This is a genomic window from Dactylosporangium sp. CA-152071, from assembly GCF_050936335.1.
GTDB lineage: Bacteria > Actinomycetota > Actinomycetes > Mycobacteriales > Micromonosporaceae > Dactylosporangium > Dactylosporangium maewongense.
Genome location: NZ_JBNJMZ010000002.1, coordinates 3,312,715 through 3,331,267 on the forward strand (window position 1 = coordinate 3,312,715; position 18,553 = coordinate 3,331,267).

Here is an 18,553-nt window from a genome sequence, read left to right on the forward strand (position 1 = left end):
CCGCGGCCCGCCGTGCTCTGCTCTCTACCGTCCCGGTCACCGTCGAGCCGGGCACGCGCGAGCGGCGACCTGCGAGGTCGTGCCTGTGCTCGGGCGTGCCCGACCGCGGCCGGGCAGGACTACGCGACGGCGGGTCCCGCGCTGGGTGGTGCGCTCGGTTCCGGCAGTAGCGCCTGATGGCGTAGGTCTAGCAGCAGCCGAAGCCCGAACAGGCCCGGCCGGATCGTCTTGAGCTTCCGGTCCTGCGGGACGACTTCGCTGAAGGCCAGCACCTGCCCGGTCCGATGGTTGAAGATGATCGTGTAGACGCCGTTGGGGTCGGTGAAGGTGAACGCCATGCCGCTGCGGCCGGCGAGATCGTTCATCGGCCCGGCGAAGACGAGGCCCTGGACGTCGGCGAGGACGCGCAGCGCGGCAGCGCGGTGCGCACGGTCGAGGTACTGCTCCATCCACAGGTTCATGAGCTGCCGCACGAGCCACGCTTGGCCGGCTTCGGCGAGGTCTTCGGGGTGCTGCATCAGTACCGCGTTGGTCAGCGCGACCCGGTCGGTCGGCACCGGCTCGGGCACCATCAGCTGCAGTTGGCCGCTGGCGTAGTGCTGGACGTGCAGGGGCGCGGTGGCGAACTCCGGCCGGTCGGAGCCGTCGGGCAGCGGCAGCAGCCCCGGCCGGTTCGGCAGGACCCGGCCGAACTCGAGTCCCGACCCGTCGGTGTCGTCGCGGCAGATGGTGGTGTCGTCGCGGTGCACGGCCGTGGTGGCGCGCCCCCAGCTCTGCATCCGCCGGCACGTATACCGGCCGGTCGACGCGTCGGCATCGGCGTCGGCGAGTTGCTCAGCGAACATGGCGAGCCGCTGGGCGACGTCCAGGCCCGGTACGTCGAACCAGGCCGGTCCGGCGGCTGACGGTGACGCGGCCGCGGTGGGTGTCGGTGTGCCCGGTTGCGCCTGCGCGGCTGGGTTGGGCTGGCTCGGGCGGGTCGTGATGGCTACTGCGACGGCGGCGATGAGCAGGACCGCCGCGCTGCTGGCCGCAACAACGAGGCGATGCCTTCCGGCGGACGTCTTCGGCGTGTTGAGCCGCGCTGCACCTGAGGTTGGCGGTGCAGGTGGTGCCGGTGGGTGGTCAGCGGTGCGCTTGGTCGGGTCTGCGGGTTCCGATGGTGTACCTGGCTGCGGGTTCATTGTGGCCTTCGTGGTCAGGGGCTGTTGGTGGAGGGGAGAGTGCTGCCGTCGGTGGTGTGTCAGGGTTGTGCGTCGGCTGGGTCACCGGCAGTGGCCGCGTGGTAGGCCGCGAGGACGGGGTTGGAGATCCGTCCCCGGTCGCGGAGCTCGTAGCCGGCAGCGCGGGCCCAGGCGCGGATATCCGGACCGTCGCGGTGTCGACCGGTGTTGGGAGCGGCCTTGCTGGGGTTGCGCCGGATCGGGGTCGCCGCCTGCAGAAATGGTCCGACGGCGGCTCGCAGCTTCGCCGCGTTGGTGCTGTTGAGGTCGATCTCGTAGAGGGTGCCGTCCAGCGCGAAGCGGACGGTTTCGTCTGCGGCGCCTCCGTCGAGGTCGTCGACGAGGACCTGGATGCTGCGCCTCGCCATGAGGTGCCCTTCAGCTCAGGGGCGCCGTGCCTGAGGCTCCGACGCGCCGGGGGTGTTGGTCGCGCTTCGCGTTGATCGCCGCGGGCGCGTCGCCGGACTGCCTGCCGGTGGAGCGCCGGCCAGCGAGGGCTGATCGCTGGCCGGCACCCCGGGTGTGCTTGACCGTCCGGTCGCTGCCGTGTGTTACGGCACGATCTGCGGCTTGAGTCGGTCGATGCGGCCGCGGGTCTCTGGGCTCATGACGGCCGGCGGGCAGGTGCACGCCTCAGCGGTCCGGTGCCGGATGGTGGTGCCGATCCAGAGCCGCACCCGGATCGCGGTGAGGTCGGTGTAGACGGTCGGTGCGGCGCACGGCTGCTCGGTGCTGGTTTCGCGGCTGGCGATGCCGACCTGCGACCAGCGCGCCCCCCGGCTGGCGGCGGTGCTGATGCTGCTGCGGACGGCGGGGCTGCCGGAGTCGCCGTAGCAGGCGCCGCCGCCGTAGCAGGCTTCGTCGTCGCTGATGAACCCGCCGTTGCAGGCGGTGGCGGGCAGCCGCACGGTGTCCTGCTGCTGCAGCAGCGCCGGGGGGCCGGCGGTCGGTGGGTACTCGGTGAGGCCCCAGCCGAGCAGCCGGACGGCGTCGCCGACACCGGCCGGCCGGAGGGAGAGGGGCATGAGCGGCGCCAGGACCGGCCGGTCGAGTTCGATCAGGGCGTAGTCGGACACCGGGTCGGGCCAGTTCGAGGCCCAGGCCCAGCCCGCCGGGAGGAACACCGTGCGGCCGGTGGCGATCTGCCCGCCGGTGGTGCGGTCCGTGCTGCCGATCCGCACGGTGATGTAGGCAGCGGGGACCGGCAACGGTTTGGGTGCTGCGGCGTCGTCGCTGACGCAGTGTGCCGCGGTGAGGACCACGTCCGGCTGGATCAGCGCGCCGCCGCACAGGGCGGTGCCGATTCCGGGGTGGAGGACCTGCACGACGGTGGTGCCGGGGTAGGACTGGGTGGCGTCCTGCCCGCCGACGATCGCTGCGGCGGGTTCAGCCGGGGCGACAGCGCCGGCTGCGGTGACTGCGAACGCGGTCGCTGCGACGGTCAGCCGTCGCAGGAGGGCGTGGTTCATCGAGTCCTTTCGTGGTGCGGTGACGGGATGTTCTCGGACCCGGGCGCTCGGTCGCGCCCGGTGCATGGGTGCCAGCGGCGGCGGGCCTGGTGATGGGCGGCGCGCCGCGTGACGGTGAGGCGTCGTCATCTTCAGCGGACGTCTCGGCCTGTTCCCGGGGCGTCCCTCGCTGCCGGTGGAGCGCGCCGATGTCGTGCTCGGCATTCGAGGCCGATCCGATGGGGCTGCTATCGGTATGTCCACAAGGTGTTTCGGTCGATGGCGTCGGTGTCGATGTCCACGGCGACGCCGTGGTGGTCGCTGGCGCCGGCCGGTAGGTCCAGCAGCTGGTAGTTGCTGATCGCGTCGCCGAAGGCGCTGGACAGGTGGATGCGGTCGATGCGGTCGTCGCTGCCGGTGCGCCGCAACAGCTGCGCGTCGCTGGTGCGCCGGTGCAGGTGCAAGGCGGCGTCGAGGTAGCCGCACTTGTGCAGCATCTGCGCTGCTCGGCGGTCTGGCCGCAGGGCTGTGCCGGGGTCGGTGAGGAGGGTGCGGGCGGCGAGGTTGTAGGGCCGCATCTGGTCGTAGTCGGGGTCGGGTCCGTCTTCTGGTGGGAAGTTCATGTCGCCGCCGATGACGGCGTACGGCCCGTACCGGTAGGCGGCGGTGGCGATGAGTTTCGCCTCGTAGAGCGCCTTGTCGCCGAGGTACGGGTCCAGGTGCGCGGCGGCGAAGGTGATCGGGGCCGGTAGGCCGGGGATCGGGAAGGCGGCGATGACGAACCCGTGGGTGGTTTCCTGGCTCACGGCGTCGTTGGTGTGGGTCCACCAGCCGAGGGTGTCCGGGCGGAACAGGATCGCTGTGCGCATGCCGGTTTTCGATGGGGGCAGCGGTGCGGCGTACATGCCCAGGTCGCGTTGGGCGCGGCCGAGCTGGCGGTGTCCGTGCTCGGTCCAGCCGCGTGCTTCGTTGAGCAGCAGCACGTCAGGCTGTGCGGTGCGGAGACGTTCAGCCAGTGCCGGCCACCGGTCCTCTGGGTTGCCTTCGCTGTCACGCAGGCCGCCGTTGCCCAGGTTCTGCGCTACGACGCGGATGTGCATCGGTTGCGGCGCCTTCCTGTGAGGTTGGAGGGCCGGTCATCGACCGGGCTGGTGCTGCCAGCAGGCCGAGCGGGCTCCACCCGGGGACGAACGCTGATCGCCTGCTCGGTGACGGCGCGGCGCGGCGGGCGCTGGACGGCGTGCGGCCGCTCCGGCACGCCAGCTGGCACGTCGACCGGCACAGCGGCCGGCCCCGCGGAGTGTGGGTGCTGCGCGGATGCCAACAAGGAACGTTCTGCAGGTCGCTCGGCGCATCGCGTGCGGCGCAGGTGGCATGGACGCAGAACGCTTCCGGTTCTCGTGCGCCGGACGGCCCGACGGGTGCGCGTGGCGGGAGGGGTCATGGCTGGAGCACCGCTTCCCAGTCGATGTCGGGCTCGGCAGTCGGCCATGTGCAGTGCGGGGCGTGCTCGGCCCGGCGCGGCCCGATGGTCGTGCCGTACGGGAACCAGACGTTGATCAGGTCGCGCCTCGGTTCCGGCGGGCGGCAGGGTGCAGCGTCGTTCAGGCGGTGCAAGGCAGTGTCAGTGCGGCCGCAGACGGCGAGCATCACGACCAGCGGCATGATCACCTTGAGGTCACGGCGGTTGCCGCGAGGGTTGCGCTGCTGCCATCCGCGCCAGAGTGCGGTGAGGACGTCGACCGACTCGGCGCAGCGGCCGACGCATTGGAGCAGCTCGGCCGTGCGGACAACGGCGAGCGCTGCGCGCCAGGCGTCGGGCTGCTGCAGGCGGGCGACGGTGGCCCGGCGCTGGACGGTCAGTGCTTCTTCGAACGCGCGGCGGTCGGCGAGGAGCTCGACCAGCGCCTCGGCGGCTTCGATCGCTTCGCCGCTGTCAGCTCCGTACAGGCGCTGGCTGGCGGCGTCGGCGTAGCGCGCCCAGGCCAGGATGGCGTCGAGGTCGACCCGGTCCCCTTGGTCGCTGTATTCGCCGGCGTGGACGGCCCGGCTCAGGAACACGGCCTGGCCGATGAGTGCCGGATCGTCGCCGGCTGTGATGGGGTCTCGTCGCAGCAGGGTCGGCGCGTCGGTGATCGTGCGCTCGACGGCGCCGAGCATGTGCTTGAGCGAGGCGGGCGCGTCGCTCGGCGGCGCCGCGCTGCACCGGAACACCGCGGCGGCCAGGTCTGTCATGTCGAACGGCTGCTCGGGCGGGGCCGGCTCGACCGGGCTCATCGAGCCCTCCAACGCCGCGGTCGTCCATCGCAAGACGTGGCCTGGACGTGCATCGGGTGTGCCGGGACGGCGCCGGTGCCGATCCGGGGGTGCTGCGCGGTCATCCGGCGCAGCCGACTGCGGGAGTGTGCACGTCCGGGGTGTAGGTGCTGGTCAGGATCAGCAGGTAGATCTCGTAGTGATCGGTTGGGTCCGGTGGCGTTGTCGCGTCCGGGCGGCGGTGGGCTTGGCTGTGGCTGGCCAGGAGCTGCCCTGTCCGCGGGTCGAAGATAAGTGTCTTGGCGACGGTGAACGGCATCGGCGGCTGGTACGTCCAGGTCACCGCGATCCCGATCCGCCCGGCCCGGTCGGTGGCCTGCGGTTGCACGTTGATGCCGGGTTGGCGGGCGAGCATCCGCAGGACGCCTTGGCGGGTGGCCACGGGTACGAACCGCTGGCTGGAAAACTCGGCGATCTGTCCGAAGACGTCGACGAAGGTGCCGGGCGGCTGCGGTTCGTGCAGGATGTGCCGGCGGACGGCGTCTGGGTCGCTGGGCACTGGCCCGTCGAACGGCCCGGGTTCGGTGCCGGTCTCGTCGCGCAGCAGCTGGCAGCCGTGGCTCTCGTCGAGTTCGACGGCGCGGGTGCTGCCGCGGCCGGACGTCCACAGTTGGGTCCGCCTGACCGGCGCCGCGGCGGTGTCCGACGAGGGTGCGGGCGGTGCGGCGAACGAGTCCCAGATCCGCAGGCTGAGGTACTCGAATCGGGCGCGGGCCGGATCGGCAGGGGCGTTGCGCAGGTCGTCGGCGAACCGCTCCAGCAGCGCCTTCGCGTCGCCGACGACAACAGGACCGCTGGTCTTGGCAGCCTGAGGGGATGCGAGCGATGCGGTGGGGGTCGGCGCCGGCGTCGCCTGGACGGCGCTCGACGGGGTGTGGCTGCCCGATCCCGCGACAGCCACCGCGGCACCGGTGATGACGGTGAGGACCGCCCCCGCGGCGGCGGTCATGGCGAGCAGCCGACGCATCCGGGGGCGTCGGGTGGATCGGGTCGCAGGGGAAGCAGGTTCTCCGCCGCCGACAGTTTCTCGGCTTTCGGTTGTGCTGTCGGGGTGTTCCATCGGTCTCCTGATGAGTTCCGGTCCGGCTGCTGCGGACCGTTCGTGTCGATGAAGGGCGGGCGGTGCAGACGCGCCCGCGAGCGGCAGTGCCAGCGTGGCCGGCGGGTCGACTGCGTCGGCGCACTGTTCATGGGGTTGCCCGTGGTGCGATGCCCGCCTGCGTCGCTGGCGGTGCGGGCCTACGCCGCCGTTTCAGCCGGTGGCGATGGTGCGGGCCACGACGCCGTAGCAGGCCACCTCGTCGTCACGTGGCTGCGCTGCGTCCGTGCCGTCTGGCCGCCACCGGAAGACCGACACCAGCTGTGAGCCGTCGTCCTCGATCAGGGTGGTGGTGGACGCGGCCGGCTCGGGTACCGCCGGATCGGCGTCGACGAGCTGGAGACCTGCGACGAACCCGGCGATCTGCCGCCCTGTGCGTGGCCGGTACGGTGTCTCTGTGCTGCGCTGCAGGCCCGGCACGAGGACGGCGCGGTCGGCGGGCCAGAAGTCGGTGGTGCCGTGGCTGAGCACGACGTAGCTGCCGGGGGCCAGCGCGCGGAGGAGCTCGTGGACGGCGTGGGTTGCCTCGTCGTCGCTGAGGAAGTGCAGGACGGCGGCGAGCAGCAGCCCTACCGGCTGGCGCAGGTCGAGGGTGCCGCGCAGGTCCGGGTGGTGCAGGATCGAGGCGGGGTCACGCAGGTCGGCGTCGAGGTATGCGGTCTTGCCTTTGGGGTGGCTGGTGAGCAGGGCGCGGGCGTGGGTGAGCACGATCGGATCGTTGTCGACATACACGACTCGGCCGGTCGGGTCGATCTCCTGCACGGTCTCGTGGGTGTTCGGTGGCAGGGGGATGCCGACGCCGAGGTCGATGAACTGCCGGATGTCGGCGGTCCCGGCCAGGAAGGTGACGGCGCGGCGCACGAACGCGCGGTTCTGCTGCGCGGCTTCGCGCACGCCCGGGAACGTCGCTGCGATCAGGTCGCCGGACTCGCGGTCGGCAGCGAAGTGGTCCTTGCCGCCCAGCCAGTAGTTGTAGCGTCGCGCCGGGTGCGCGACGGTCGTGTCGATCCGTGGGAGCGCCCCTGGAGTCTCAAGGGCCGGGTCGGTGACGGAGTCGTGCGGTGAACGGGTCGTCATGGCTTGTCCTGTCACAAGGTGGGGCCGGTGGTCGCGCCGCGCCCGGCGCTGCGTCGGGCGGCGCGGGGCTGGGTGGGGCTCGATGCAGGTCTGCTGGTACACACCTCGGCGGCGCGCACGACGGCGGTGGGGCCGTAGGCAACGGCGACGCTGATGCAGTACCGGCGGACCTTCGGGTCAAGGCCGGTGAGCTGGCGCCGGGTGGCTGCTGCCTGGACGGTCGCGGCGACTCGCTCTGGTGCGTTGTCCTGGGTGAGGAACACGATGGTGGGCCGGGTTCCGCCGCTGGGGTCGGTCCAGGTGAGGTCGATCGTCGTGCCGGAGTCGCGCACGATCCGCACGTGGCCGGGCGGCAGCAGCTGCGGCGTGCCGTGCCCTGCGGAGGTCCACGGGATGCGGGTGGCCGCCGGTACGGTTGCCCTGCTGCGGGCCGGTTCACCAGCGGGCACCAGGTCGTTGATGACGGCCACGGTGACCGCGGTCGCGGACGCCGCGGCCAGACACATGACGGCTCCGACCAGCGTCCAGTACCGCACGGACCGGCGGCCGGGCTCCCGCCGTCCTATGCTGCCGGCAGGACTTGCTGGTCTCGGCGCGGCCGGTCGGGTGGCTGTCACGGCCGGTCGCGGCTGCCCGGCGTGACGGGTCGCGGCGAGCCGGCCGGTAAGGGTATTTAGCTGGGTGACCAGTGGATGCTGCCGGCCGAGGCAGGCGTGGGCTTCGGCGGTCAGCTGTGCTGTGAGCTGTCTGGCGGCGTGGTGTCCGCCGACCTGGATGCGGAGTTCGGCCAGGTCGACGCCGACGCGGATCACGTCGGTGTGGCCGTGGCCGTACTCGTCGACGAGGCGGGTGTAGGCCGTGGTGAGGGCCGGTTCGGCCGTTGCTGGCCGTCCCTGCGCGGCGTTGAGCGAGGCGGCACCGGCGGTCGCCAGCAGCACCGGCCAGCGGATCGGTTCCGGCCCGCCCCTGCCGCAGTCGATGATGTCGCGGTAGCGGGCCGCTGCGTCGTCGAGCCGGTGCTGCGCCACCAGCAGCCGTGCCTCGGTCAGGGTGAGCATGGCGGACTGGTAGGGGCCGAGGCCGGGCCAGGTGGCGAGGTCGGTGAGCACGTCGGCGGCGAGCTCGACGTGGCCGAGGGCGAGCAGCGTTTCCGCGAGCATCCGGGTGGCGTCGACCGCGTCGACGAACTCGACCGGCACGCCGTGTTTGAGCCACGAGCGAAACTCGATGAGCAGTTGATAGGCGCCGTCGAAGTCGTACGCTGCCAGCCGCGCACCGGCGTGATTCACCAGCTCGGTCGGGGTTTCCGGTGCCGCGTGACGGCCGCCACCCGTGGCGTCGTCGCTCGCTAATGTCCCGCCCAGGTCGGCACGATGGGCCCCGCCCGGTTCCAGGTGGACCATGCTCACCGACGGCCCGCCGCTGCTCCGTCGACCGCAACGATCATCGGCGCGCCGACCCTGGCACGGCGCCACGCTGTCGCGAGCGGGCCGGCGCGCCCGGCCGGTGGGCGGGCCCCGGCGCTGGTTGTGGCCGGGACGGCGGTTGGCCGGTCGGCTGGGTTGAAGGTCACGGTCGCTTCCACGTCTGGGTCGGCAGTTCGCGTCGAGTGGGGTTGAGCTGTCCGCCGCCGCCAACGGGGATGCAGGCGGCGGCACGGCGGCTGGGGGCCGGAACGATCGAGTCATCCGGCGCGCGGGATGCGCGGATGGCGGTGCCGGCGCTTGGGCGTCTACTTGGGCGGTCGTTGCCCGCGGGTGCACACGAACCGGTAGGAGCGGACGACGAAGCTGGGATCGGCGACCAGCGCGTGGAAGCGGTCCAGGTCGGCGGTGGTGATGCCGTGCAGGAGCAGCTCGTCCTGCGTCTGGGATGTGTTGGCGTGGTGCATGCGGATGCCGGTGCTGCCGCCGTACCAGCTTTCCGCGTGATCGACGGCGTAGACGTTGCGGAGGCCGGCGTCGCGCATGGCGGTGTGGGTGGCGTCGGCCCAGGCCATGTCGACGCCGTGGCTTTCCAGGACGTGTTGCAGCGCGTAGACGACGCGGGTGTACAGCTCGGTGTCGCTGTCGCTGGGGCTGCTGTAGACGGTCATGGGCGTGTCGCCGAAGTCGCCGAGGACCAGCCACCCGCCGGGGGCGAGGGCGTCGGTGAGGGTGCGGAGCACGTCGTTGCGTTCCGGCAGGTGCACCAGCACCAGCCGGGCGTGGATGAGGTTGAACGGCCCTTCCAGTGGCAGCCCGTCGCGGATGTCGTGCTGGAAGACGTCGAGGTCGGCGCCCGAGGTGAGTCGGCTGAGGTCGACGTCGACCGCGGCGACCTGGCCGGTGGGGCCGACCCGGCCGGCCAGGTAGCCGGCGATCGAGCCGCTGCCAGGGCCGATCTCCAGACACCGGTTCCCGGGGTGCAGGGGCAGTTCGTCGATGACGCGGCGGGTGATCGGGTCAAGGAAGTGGTCCAGTGCGATGAGCCGTTCGGCCGCATAGTCTGCGCTGTTGTCCAGCGCGTAGGCGGCGCGGCCCTCGACGCCGTCGGTGACGATGGTGCTGCTCACGAAGGTCCTCCTGTCGCGGTTGGTGCTGTGGTTGCGGTGCTTGGGTCTGCGAGGGTGTCGATCCAGACAGCGGCCCGTCCCGGCCGCTGGTCGAGAGTTGCCGCAACAGCCGTCCCGGCGGCGGTGCCGGCGCCGCCGAGGGCGAGTGCCGTACGTAGCCGGTCGGGGTCGCCGCGGATGATGGCTGCGTCGAGGTAGGCGGTGACCCGACCTGCGGTCAGCGCACTGGCCTGTTCGGCGACCGTGCGGGCGAAGTCGGGTTGCGGGGTGGCGAGCAGGACGGCGAGGCCGTCGCCAGCGAGGGTGGTGATGGTGCGGCTGATCTGCTCCGTAATGGCGGGGGCGAACCCTTCGGTGGGTTCGTCGAGCAGCAGCAGCGCCGGTTGGGTGAGCAGGGCTCGGGCGATGGCGAGCATCTGCTGTTCTCCGCCGGACAGGTGCGCGCCGCGGTGCCGGAGCCGGCTGGCCAGGTGCGGCAGGAGCTCCAGGACCCGGTCCCGGGTCCACACGGCCGCAGTCGAGGCCCCGGTGGCGGTGTGGCGTTGAGCGATCGCGAGGTGATCGGCGACGGTGAGCGAGGCGAACACCCGACGGCCTTGCGGCACGTAGCCGATGCCGGCTCGAGTCCGCCGGTGGGCGGGCTGCCGGGTGAGGTCGGTGCCGTCGAGGCGGATCCGGCCGGTGGCCGGCGAGATCAGCCCGGCGATGGTGTGCAGCAGGGTAGTCTTGCCGGCGCCGTTGTGCCCGACGACGGCGTGGACGGTCCCGGCCGGGACGGACAGGTCGATGCGGTGCACGACCACGCCGCCGCCGTAGCCGGCGCTGACCTGCTCCAGGGACAGGCGCATGCTCACACCGTCCCGTGGGGGGTGCCGAGGTAGACCTCAGCGACCGCCGGGTGGGTGTGGATGGCATCGGGGGTGCCGGTGGCCAGGACCCGGCCGCGGTGCAGGACGGTCACGGTGTCCGCGAGGGCGGTGACCACGTCCTGGTTGTGTTCCACGAGTAGCACCGCGGTCTGTGCCGGCAGCCGCCTCAACGCGTCCAGCAGCAGGGTCAGGTCGTGTTCGGCGAGGCCGGCGGCGGGTTCGTCGAGCAGCAGCACGGCCGGGTTGGCAGCGAGTGCTCCGGCGATCTCCAGCATGCGGCGTTGCCCGTGGGAGAGCTCGCCTGCCGGGGTGTGGGCGTGGGCGCCGAGGCCGACCTCGTCGAGGCGGTGCAGGCCGCGGGCGGCGAGTGCGCGGCGCCTGGCGGACCGCCACGCGGTGTGGGTGCCGGTGTGCCGCCACGCGGCGACGACCAGGTTGTCCAGCGCGGTGAGCGACTCGAGGACGGCGGGGGTCTGGAAGGTGCGGGCGATGCCGAGCCGGGCGCGGCGGCCCGGACCGGCGCGGGTGATGTCCCGCCCGGCGAGGACGACCTGCCCGGCGGTGGGCCGGATAGTGCCGGCGAGGAGGTTCAGCAGGGTGCTCTTCCCGGCGCCGTTGGGCCCGATCAGCGCGTGCCGGTCCCCGGCCGCGAGGTCGAGGTCCACGTCATCGACGGCGAGGAAGGGACCGTATCGGCGGGTCAGCCCTCGCGCGGACAGCTGCGGCCCGGACTTGATGGTCATGACGACGGCACCTCCGCCTCGACCGGCGGACGCGGCCGGCGGCGTCGGCCGAGCCCGGCCAGACCGTCGGGGAGCACATACACGGCGGCGATGAACAACGCACCGAGCAGCAGCGGGCCGCGGCCGGGCACGGTGGCGGCGGCCCAGTCCCGCACGAGGGCGACCAGGGCGACCGCGGCGAGAGCGCCGCCGAGGGACCTGCCACCACCGATGGTCACGGCGAGCAGCACCAGCGCGGACATCTCGAACCCGACGTCGCCGGGTGAGACGTAGCGTTGTCCGGTGACCAGCAGCGCGCCGCCGATCCCGGCGACCGCACCGGCGCCGACGTAGGCGGCGACGAGGTACCGGGTGACGGGGTGGCCGCTGGCCCGCATCCGCGTCTCGTGGTCGCGGCACCCGTGCAGCAGCAGCCCAGCCGGTGCCCGCAGCGTCCACCACACGGCGGCGGTCACCGCCACGGCGACGGTGAGGGCGTAGCCGTAGACGGCCCGGTCCTCGACCAGCGGAGCAGCACCCCACCACGGCCGGGTGGCGGGGATGCCGGCCAGGCCGTCGGTGCCACCGGTGACCGTCGTCCACTGCCCGGCCGCGACCGCCGTCAGCTCCCCCACGGCGAGGGTGGCCATCAGGAACGTGATCCCGCGGGTCCGGGCCACGGCCACGCCGATGGGCAGGCAGAACATGGCCGCGGCGGTAGCGGCGGCGGCGAGCTGGACCGGGCCGGTGGTGATGCCGTGGCGGGCCAGGATCGCGGTGGTGTAGGCGCCGACGGCGTACGGGGCGACCTGCCCGAGGCTGGGCAGCCCAGCCGTGCCGGCCAGGACGGCGACGCTGACGGCGAGCAGGCCGAGGCTGAGGATCCGGGTCCAGGCGCTCAGCGTGTACGGGTCGGCGAGGAACCCGGCCATCGCGAGGGCGGCCGTTGCCGCCAGCCCCCACGCCGCTGCGGGCAGGCCGCTGCCACGGCGCAGCACGTCGCGCCCGGTGCGGCTCATGCGTTCCTCCCGGCCGGCAGCGGCTGGCGCCGCAGCAGCAGCGCGATAGCCATCGCGGCGAACAGCAGGTACGGCGTCCACGCCGGGGCGAGGACGACGCCGAGGCTCTGCACCTGTCCGACCCCGACGGCGGCGGCGACCGCGCCGCCGACCGAGCCGAGCCCACCGACCACGACGATCACCAGTGACAGCAGCAGCACCGTGTCCGCGGTGCCCGGGCCTGGGCCGATGATCGGCGCGCCGAGCACGCCGGTGAGTCCGGCGAGGGCACCGCCGGCGGTGAGGACCGCGGCGAGGACGGTGCGGGGGTTGGTGCCCAGGCAGGCGAGCATCTGCGGGTCGTCGACCATGGCCCGCAGCCGTGCCCCGGCCCGGCTGCGGGCCAGGACCAGCCAGCCGCCTGCAGCGAGGGCGGCCGCGATGGCGATGAACGCCAGCCGGTATGCCGGGTATCGGTGCCCTGCCAGGCTGACGGTGGTGTCCAGCCCGGCTGGGACGGTGGGGCGCAGGTTGTCCGGGCCGAAGGTCAGGACGAGCGCGGCGCCGGCGACGAGCGCGACGCCGAAGGTGAGCAGCGCCTGCGTCAGGTGTCCCCGGCTGGTGACCGGGATGAGGGCCGTGGACAGCAGCCCGCCACCGGCCGCGCCGGCGAGGGTGCCGGCGGCCGCGGCGAGGGCGAGGCTGGTCCAGGAGCCGTCGCTGATGAGCGCGGCGGCGTAGGCGCCGAGGGCGTAGAGGCTGCCGTGGGCCAGGTTCAGCACCCCACCGGCCCCGAGCACCAGGGTCAAGGGGGCTGCCAGGGTGAACAGCAGCAGCCCGTAGGCGACCCCGTCGATGACCGGGATCAGGTAGGCATCGAGGGCATTGAGCGGGCCCACGGCAGGTTCGTCCTCTCGCCGACAAACTCGGAAGGGGTGAAGGGGGATGGAGGGGCTGTCAGGCGCCGACGGTGGCCAGGTCCTGCACGACGCGGTTGGCCAGCTGGGTGCCGTCGCGGCGGACCACACGCAGGTACCAGTGCTGGATCGGGGTGTGGTTCTTGGGGCTGAACTGCCAGCTGCCGCGCGGGCTGTCGATCTGCCCGAGCTGACCGATCGCCTCGTTGATCTTCACCGCCGTGACCTTGCCGCTGATCTTGGCGATCGCCTTGTCGAGGACGGCGGCGGCGTCGTAGGCGGCCATCGCGTACGTGGTCGGTGACCGGTCCGCGTGGCGGGTCGTCCAGTCGGCAATGAACGTGCGGTTCGCGGCGTTGTCCAGGTCGGGGCTGTAGTTGAGGACGTTCCAGATGCCTTCGGCTGCCGCGCCCTGCTGCTGCAGCACGGGACCCTCGGTCAGGAACGCCCCGTACAGCGGCAGGTTCCTCGCGTCGGACTGCCGGTACTGGGTGACGAACCCGACGGCGTTCGCGCCGCCGAAGAAGGCGTAGACCGCCTTGGCGTCGGACTTGGCGATCTGCGACAGGTACGGCAGGTAGTTCGGCGTGTCCGGGAACGGTGTCCAGGTCGGTTTGCCGCCCGGGTTGGCGAGTTTCCCGCCGAGCTTCGTGTACGTGTCGGTGAACCCGCCGACCTGGTCGTAGCCGCCCTTGTAGTCCGGGCCGATCGCCCACACCGGCCCGTCCACGTGCTCCTTGATGTAGGGGGCGATCGCGGTGCCCGGGTCCGGGGACCGGAAGCTGGTCGTCCACAGCCAGTCGGCGTTGTCGGTGTCCGGTCGGCCGTTGGACCCGATCAGCGGGATCTTGTGTTCGGTGGCGAGCGCGGAGATGGCCAGGTACGACCCGGACGCCACGATCCCGGTCAGTGCCGCGACGTGCTCGTCCTTGACCAGGCGGGTGGCCGCGGGCAGGGCGGTGGCGGCGCCGTTGCCCTCGTCGGCGACGACGAGGTCGACCTTCCGCCCGCCGAACCGGCCGTCGTGGGTGTCCAGGTACAGCTGGAACCCGTCGCGCATCTCCTGCCCGACGTCCTGGTAGGTCCCGGACAGGCTGCCCACGAACCCGACCTTCACCGTGTCGGTGCCGGCGTCGCCGGCGTTGCTGCCGCCGCAGCCGGTCATCGCCAGGCACGCCGCGAGGACCCAGGCCGACCGGGTCGACCGGGTCAACTGGGTCGGCAGGTGCCGCGTTCGTCGTTGCTGCATGTGTCTGCTCCTGAGAGGGGTTGGTGGGGCTTACCGGGCACCGGTGCCGGGCGGTCGGAGCCGCCGGGCCAGCAGGTGCTCGACGAGGGTGATCAAGACCTGTTTGGCGCCTTCGCGGTGGCGGGCGTCGCAGGCCAGTACCGGCACCGACGCAGGCAGCGCGAGCGCTTCACGGAGCTCCGCTTCGGGGTGCTCGGGGGCGCCGTCGAACTGGTTGACGACCACCACAAACGGCAGCCCGGCCCGCTCGAAGTAGTCGATCGGGCCGAAGCTGTCGGCCAGCCGCCGCACGTCGACCAGGACGATCGCGCCGAGCGCGCCGCGGCAGGCCGAGTCCCACATGAACCAGAACCGCTGCTGACCCGGTACGCCGAACAGGAACAGGGCTACGCCGCCGAGCCCGCCGGGGTCGGCGGGCAGGGTGATGCGGCCGAAGTCCATCGCCACCGTGGTCGCCGTCTTGGCCGGCACCGCGCTGGTGTCGTCCGGCGCCCGGCTGGCCGCGGTCATCACGACCTCGGTGCTGACCGGGTCGATCTCCGACACCGAGGCCACCATCGTGGTCTTCCCCACGCCGAACCCGCCCGCGATCACGATCTTCACCGACATCCGCCGCTTCCCGCTGGCATCGGACGTCGCTGCCGCCTGGGTGACGGACGGCGTTGCTGTGGCTGCCACGCCCGCCTCTATCCGGTCAGCCCGGAGGCGGTGAGCATGGACGCGGTCAGCGCGTCAGCTCGCACCTGCGGGCGCAACGCGGGTCCGACCCGGTTGATCAGGTCGGCCAGTTCGTGGCCCACCTGCCCGATGTCGCATCCGGGGGCGGCGAGGGCGAGCAGCGCGCCGGTGGACACCGACATGGTGAACATGAGCCCGCCGGTCATCTCGGTCAGGTTGGACACCACCTGTCCGGCTTCCAGGTTGGTTGCCGCGCCGTGCAGCAGCGCGACCAGACCGGATGCGATCGCGGCCAGCCGTTCCGCAGCGTCTCTGGGCAGGCCGTGGTTCCGGGCGACGAGCAGCCCATCGGCCGACACGGCCACGATGTGCGTGACCTTCGGCACCCGGTCGGCGAAGTCGTTCAAGAGGAAGTTCACATCGACGGTCACCACGGTTCGCTCCTCAAAGGATTCGGCTGTCAAACGTTCGACGTCGTGCGGCTGTGCGCCTCGGCCCGGCTGTTGCGGGCCAGGCCGCGGCCGTAGGCGGCCAGGCTCGCGGCCACGGCCTTCGGGTCGCGGTACTCCGCCGCTGGCGCCGCAGGCTGGCCGCCCTGCTCGACGCTGCCCGGCACCAGGTTGGCCATCGGGTGCCGCTGGGGCAGGCCCGTACTGGTGGTCGCAGCGACCGCCGGCTGGGCCGCCGCCGCAGCGGCCTGCCAGCCGGTATCCGCCGGCATCTGCCACGGTTCGGCCGGCTGTGTCACCACCTCGCCGCTGGCGTCCACGGGCCAGGTCGCGGGCGACGCCGGAGCGGAGACGAACCAGCTGCCCTTGACCGCTTCGAAGATCGGCAGGCGTGTCTCCACCGTGTCATCGATATCGGCTGCTGCCGGTCCAGACCCGGCCATGGAGATGCTCGGAGGCCAGGTGGACAATCGGGGCTGCGGCACTGCCGCCGGTCCGTCGACCTGGAACAGCGGCGCCGCTGGTGGCGCGCTCGGTTCCCGCCGCTGAGGGCCCGAACCTGGTCCAGCACCCAGACCCTCGCTGGCGCGAGCACCGGTGAGGGCTGCGACCGGTGCATGACCGGTGTCCAGCGCCCGCCGGGGCGTGGTGTCCACGGTGAACACGTGCGCCGGGACGGTGACGTCTGCGATGGTGCCGGACCGGCCCGGGCGGAGCTCCACCCGGATCCGGTGGCGGGCGGCGAGCCGACCGACCACGGTCAGGCCCATCGCCCGCACCGCCGCCAGGTCCAGCGGGCCGCGGTCGGACGCGAGGCGCTCGTTGAATGTGCGCAGCCGGTGGGCGTCGATGCCGATGCCGGTGTCGACGATCTGGATGACCATGCGGTCGGTGAGCACCCTGGCTGATACGGTGACCACCGCCTGGGAGTAGCTGCAGCCGTTGTCCATCAACTCGGCGAGGAGCTTCACCAGGTCGTCCACCGCCGCGGCCCGGATGGCGACCAGGTCATCGGTGAACCCGAACTCGATCCGCGTGTACTGCTCGACCTGGCCCTGCGCGGCGCGCAGCACGTCGAGCACCGGCTCGTCCTGGCGGCGGGGACGCGCCGACGCGCCACCACCCAACACCAGGAGGCTTTCATTGGTCCGGGTGAGCAGGGCGGCCAGATGATCCAGGCGGAACATCTGCGCCAGCCGATCCGGGTCCTCCTCGCCGCGCTCCTGCCGATCCAGCTCGGCGGTCAACCGCCCGGTCAGTCCCTGTCCACGGCGGGCCAGGCTCTCAAACATGGCGGCGATACCGACCCGGGTGGCTGCCTGTTCGGCGGCCACCCGGACCGCCTCACGGTGCACCGCGTTGAACGCCGCACCGACCTCGGCCAGCTCGTCGCGGCCCCGCACCTCCATCGGGGCAGGTGTGCTGTCGGCGAACTGCTCGGGAGTCAACCCGCCCAGCACCTCGTGGTCGTCCAGCCGGGCCACCTCCGCGGGCAGCGTCTGGCTCGCCACCCGCCGGGCGGTGTCCCGCAGCCGTCGCAGACCACGGATCATCGGCCGGCCGAGCCACAACGCCAACCCGATCACCGCCGCCACCGCGGCTAGCACCGCCGCGAACTCCACCACAGTCACCAACCGCTGCTGATCACGCAGCCGGGTCACGTCCGCGACGAGCTCCGCGTCGATGCGGACCTCCACCTGGTGCAGCTGCTCGATCCGGGCGCTCATCGCCGACGTCCACCCAGCACGGTCCAGCCCCAGCCGGGCACCCGGACGGATCCGGGCGACGGTGTCCTCCAAGCGCTGCGCGGCGACCACGGCATCGCCGGTCAGCGCCCCGTCCAGCCAATCCAGCCACCGGGGAGCCGCCAACGCGTCGAACGTCAGCGCCGCCTCGGCATACCCGGTCCGCGCAGCGGTGATGTCCTGATACGCCGCCGGTGTCAGCTGCTCAGACTCCGTCGCCCGCAGCGCCGTCACCTGCTGCAACCCGACGAACTCCACCGCCCTGGACAGGGCCGCCGCCGCGCGGATGCGGTCAGCGATGTCCGCCGGGGCGCCGCCGGCCTGCGCCATCGACTCGCGGTAGGAGACAAGGTCAGCAATCAAGATCCGGTACGCGAACACCAACGCCGACGCCGCACCCTTGCCCGAAGACACCCGCGCCCGCAGCGCGGCAAGCTGTCCGATCCCGCCGTCAACCCGGTCCAGCAACCGCTGCACGCCGCCCGGCACCTCAGACAGCTGCGACTGCGCCACACGGAACCGCGCAGCCGCCGCATCCGTCGCCGTGGCCTTCTGCAGGTAGGCGTCAACAGCCCCGGCAGGCCGGCTGACCAACGCCTCAACCGCAGCCACCCGCTCCGCCTGCAACCGCGACACAAGATCCCCGGCAGCCTCACCGGCAACGACCAGCGACCGCAGCCGGTCAGCCCGCAACGCCTGCCCGCCCGCGGACACCAACGCCAACCCGGCGAAGGCCACCACAGCGACCAACGGGACCACGACCAGCACCATCAGCTTCCCAGTGATCTTCATGCTCGCCGACTCCTCACCGGCGCAAAGCGCGGACGTCGGGCAGAGCGCCGCACAGCCGTGCATGTAGCAGCGGTCCGGTCGGCCGACCCGCCGCCCTGCAGCCGGACCGGTCGCGGCTTCAGATCCACGCCGATCGTGGAGCACTCGTCGATCACGCCGCCGCGAACGGGGTCAGTCGCCTGCGCTGCAAGCGAGCCCCAAGCCGGAGCGCGCCCCACCACACCCTGTGTCGCCGCAACACCCGGAGCCTGGGCGGCGTCAGCGGAGCGGCCGTGGTCGACCGAGCTGGCCTCGTCGGTCAGCCTGGCCTGTCGCTTCTCAACCGTCATGCCGGGAACCCGCTCGTCAGCACGTCGATCCGGGCCGAGAACTGCTCATGCCAAGGCCGGCCCGCCGCCTGCAGCGCATACGACCCGA

Annotated in this window: 17 protein-coding genes; all 17 read right to left on the bottom strand. The window is 72.4% G+C overall.

The features are described 5' to 3' along the window. Positions 1-119 precede the first annotated feature (119 nt). Positions 120-845 carry a hypothetical protein gene (locus tag ACQEVZ_RS54925; protein ID WP_433383836.1) on the bottom strand — a complete coding sequence of 242 codons (726 nt, stop codon included), beginning with the start codon at positions 843-845 and terminating at the stop codon, positions 120-122. Positions 846-1,243: 398 nt separating this feature from the next. Then, the gene (locus tag ACQEVZ_RS54930; protein ID WP_433383838.1) at positions 1,244-1,591 is read right to left on the bottom strand and encodes a histone-like nucleoid-structuring protein Lsr2; all 348 of its coding nucleotides are present in this window, start codon (positions 1,589-1,591) and stop codon (positions 1,244-1,246) included. A 183-nt stretch (positions 1,592-1,774) separates the two neighbouring features. Further along, entirely contained in the window at positions 1,775-2,692 is a 918-nt protein-coding gene (locus tag ACQEVZ_RS54935; protein ID WP_433383840.1) for a S1 family peptidase, read from the bottom strand. Positions 2,693-2,919: 227 nt separating this feature from the next. Next, positions 2,920-3,771, bottom strand: coding sequence for an endonuclease/exonuclease/phosphatase family protein (locus ACQEVZ_RS54940; RefSeq protein ID WP_433383842.1), 852 nt, complete (start codon positions 3,769-3,771; stop codon positions 2,920-2,922). A 340-nt stretch (positions 3,772-4,111) separates the two neighbouring features. Continuing rightward, the gene (locus tag ACQEVZ_RS54945) at positions 4,112-4,948 is read right to left on the bottom strand and encodes a hypothetical protein (protein ID WP_433383844.1); all 837 of its coding nucleotides are present in this window, start codon (positions 4,946-4,948) and stop codon (positions 4,112-4,114) included. Positions 4,949-5,048: 100 nt separating this feature from the next. Next, a complete protein-coding gene (locus ACQEVZ_RS54950; RefSeq protein ID WP_433383846.1) occupies positions 5,049-5,936 on the bottom strand; it encodes a hypothetical protein in 888 nt (295 codons plus the stop codon). A 303-nt stretch (positions 5,937-6,239) separates the two neighbouring features. Then, a complete protein-coding gene (locus tag ACQEVZ_RS54955; protein ID WP_433383848.1) occupies positions 6,240-7,163 on the bottom strand; it encodes an SAM-dependent methyltransferase in 924 nt (307 codons plus the stop codon). 11 nt (positions 7,164-7,174) lie between these two features. Next, positions 7,175-8,572, bottom strand: a complete 1,398-nt coding sequence (locus tag ACQEVZ_RS54960) for a hypothetical protein (RefSeq protein WP_433383850.1) — start codon at positions 8,570-8,572, stop codon at positions 7,175-7,177. A 323-nt stretch (positions 8,573-8,895) separates the two neighbouring features. Then, on the bottom strand, positions 8,896-9,717 hold the full coding sequence (locus tag ACQEVZ_RS54965) for a class I SAM-dependent methyltransferase (RefSeq protein WP_433383852.1): 822 nt from the start codon (positions 9,715-9,717) through the stop codon (positions 8,896-8,898). After that, on the bottom strand, positions 9,714-10,565 hold the full coding sequence (locus ACQEVZ_RS54970; protein ID WP_433383854.1) for an ABC transporter ATP-binding protein: 852 nt from the start codon (positions 10,563-10,565) through the stop codon (positions 9,714-9,716). The genes ACQEVZ_RS54965 and ACQEVZ_RS54970 overlap by 4 nt, the downstream gene beginning before the upstream one ends. A gap of 2 nt (positions 10,566-10,567) precedes the next feature. Beyond that, a complete protein-coding gene (locus ACQEVZ_RS54975; protein WP_433383856.1) occupies positions 10,568-11,329 on the bottom strand; it encodes an ABC transporter ATP-binding protein in 762 nt (253 codons plus the stop codon). After that, positions 11,326-12,327, bottom strand: a complete 1,002-nt coding sequence (locus ACQEVZ_RS54980; RefSeq protein WP_433383858.1) for a branched-chain amino acid ABC transporter permease — start codon at positions 12,325-12,327, stop codon at positions 11,326-11,328. The genes ACQEVZ_RS54975 and ACQEVZ_RS54980 overlap by 4 nt, the downstream gene beginning before the upstream one ends. Next, complete coding sequence (locus ACQEVZ_RS54985) at positions 12,324-13,205, bottom strand: ABC transporter permease subunit (protein ID WP_433383860.1); 882 nt, start codon at positions 13,203-13,205, stop codon at positions 12,324-12,326. Before ACQEVZ_RS54985 ends, ACQEVZ_RS54980 begins: the two co-directional genes overlap by 4 nt. Before the next feature lie 58 nt (positions 13,206-13,263). Further along, positions 13,264-14,472, bottom strand: coding sequence for an ABC transporter substrate-binding protein (locus tag ACQEVZ_RS54990; RefSeq protein WP_433383862.1), 1,209 nt, complete (start codon positions 14,470-14,472; stop codon positions 13,264-13,266). Between the two features lie 30 nt (positions 14,473-14,502). After that, positions 14,503-15,081 carry a GTP-binding protein gene (locus ACQEVZ_RS54995; protein WP_433386180.1) on the bottom strand — a complete coding sequence of 193 codons (579 nt, stop codon included), beginning with the start codon at positions 15,079-15,081 and terminating at the stop codon, positions 14,503-14,505. Between the two features lie 77 nt (positions 15,082-15,158). Further along, positions 15,159-15,584, bottom strand: a complete 426-nt coding sequence (locus ACQEVZ_RS55000) for a roadblock/LC7 domain-containing protein (protein WP_433383864.1) — start codon at positions 15,582-15,584, stop codon at positions 15,159-15,161. A 26-nt stretch (positions 15,585-15,610) separates the two neighbouring features. Then, complete coding sequence (locus tag ACQEVZ_RS55005) at positions 15,611-18,136, bottom strand: sensor histidine kinase (RefSeq protein ID WP_433383866.1); 2,526 nt, start codon at positions 18,134-18,136, stop codon at positions 15,611-15,613. Positions 18,137-18,553: the final 417 nt, after the last annotated feature.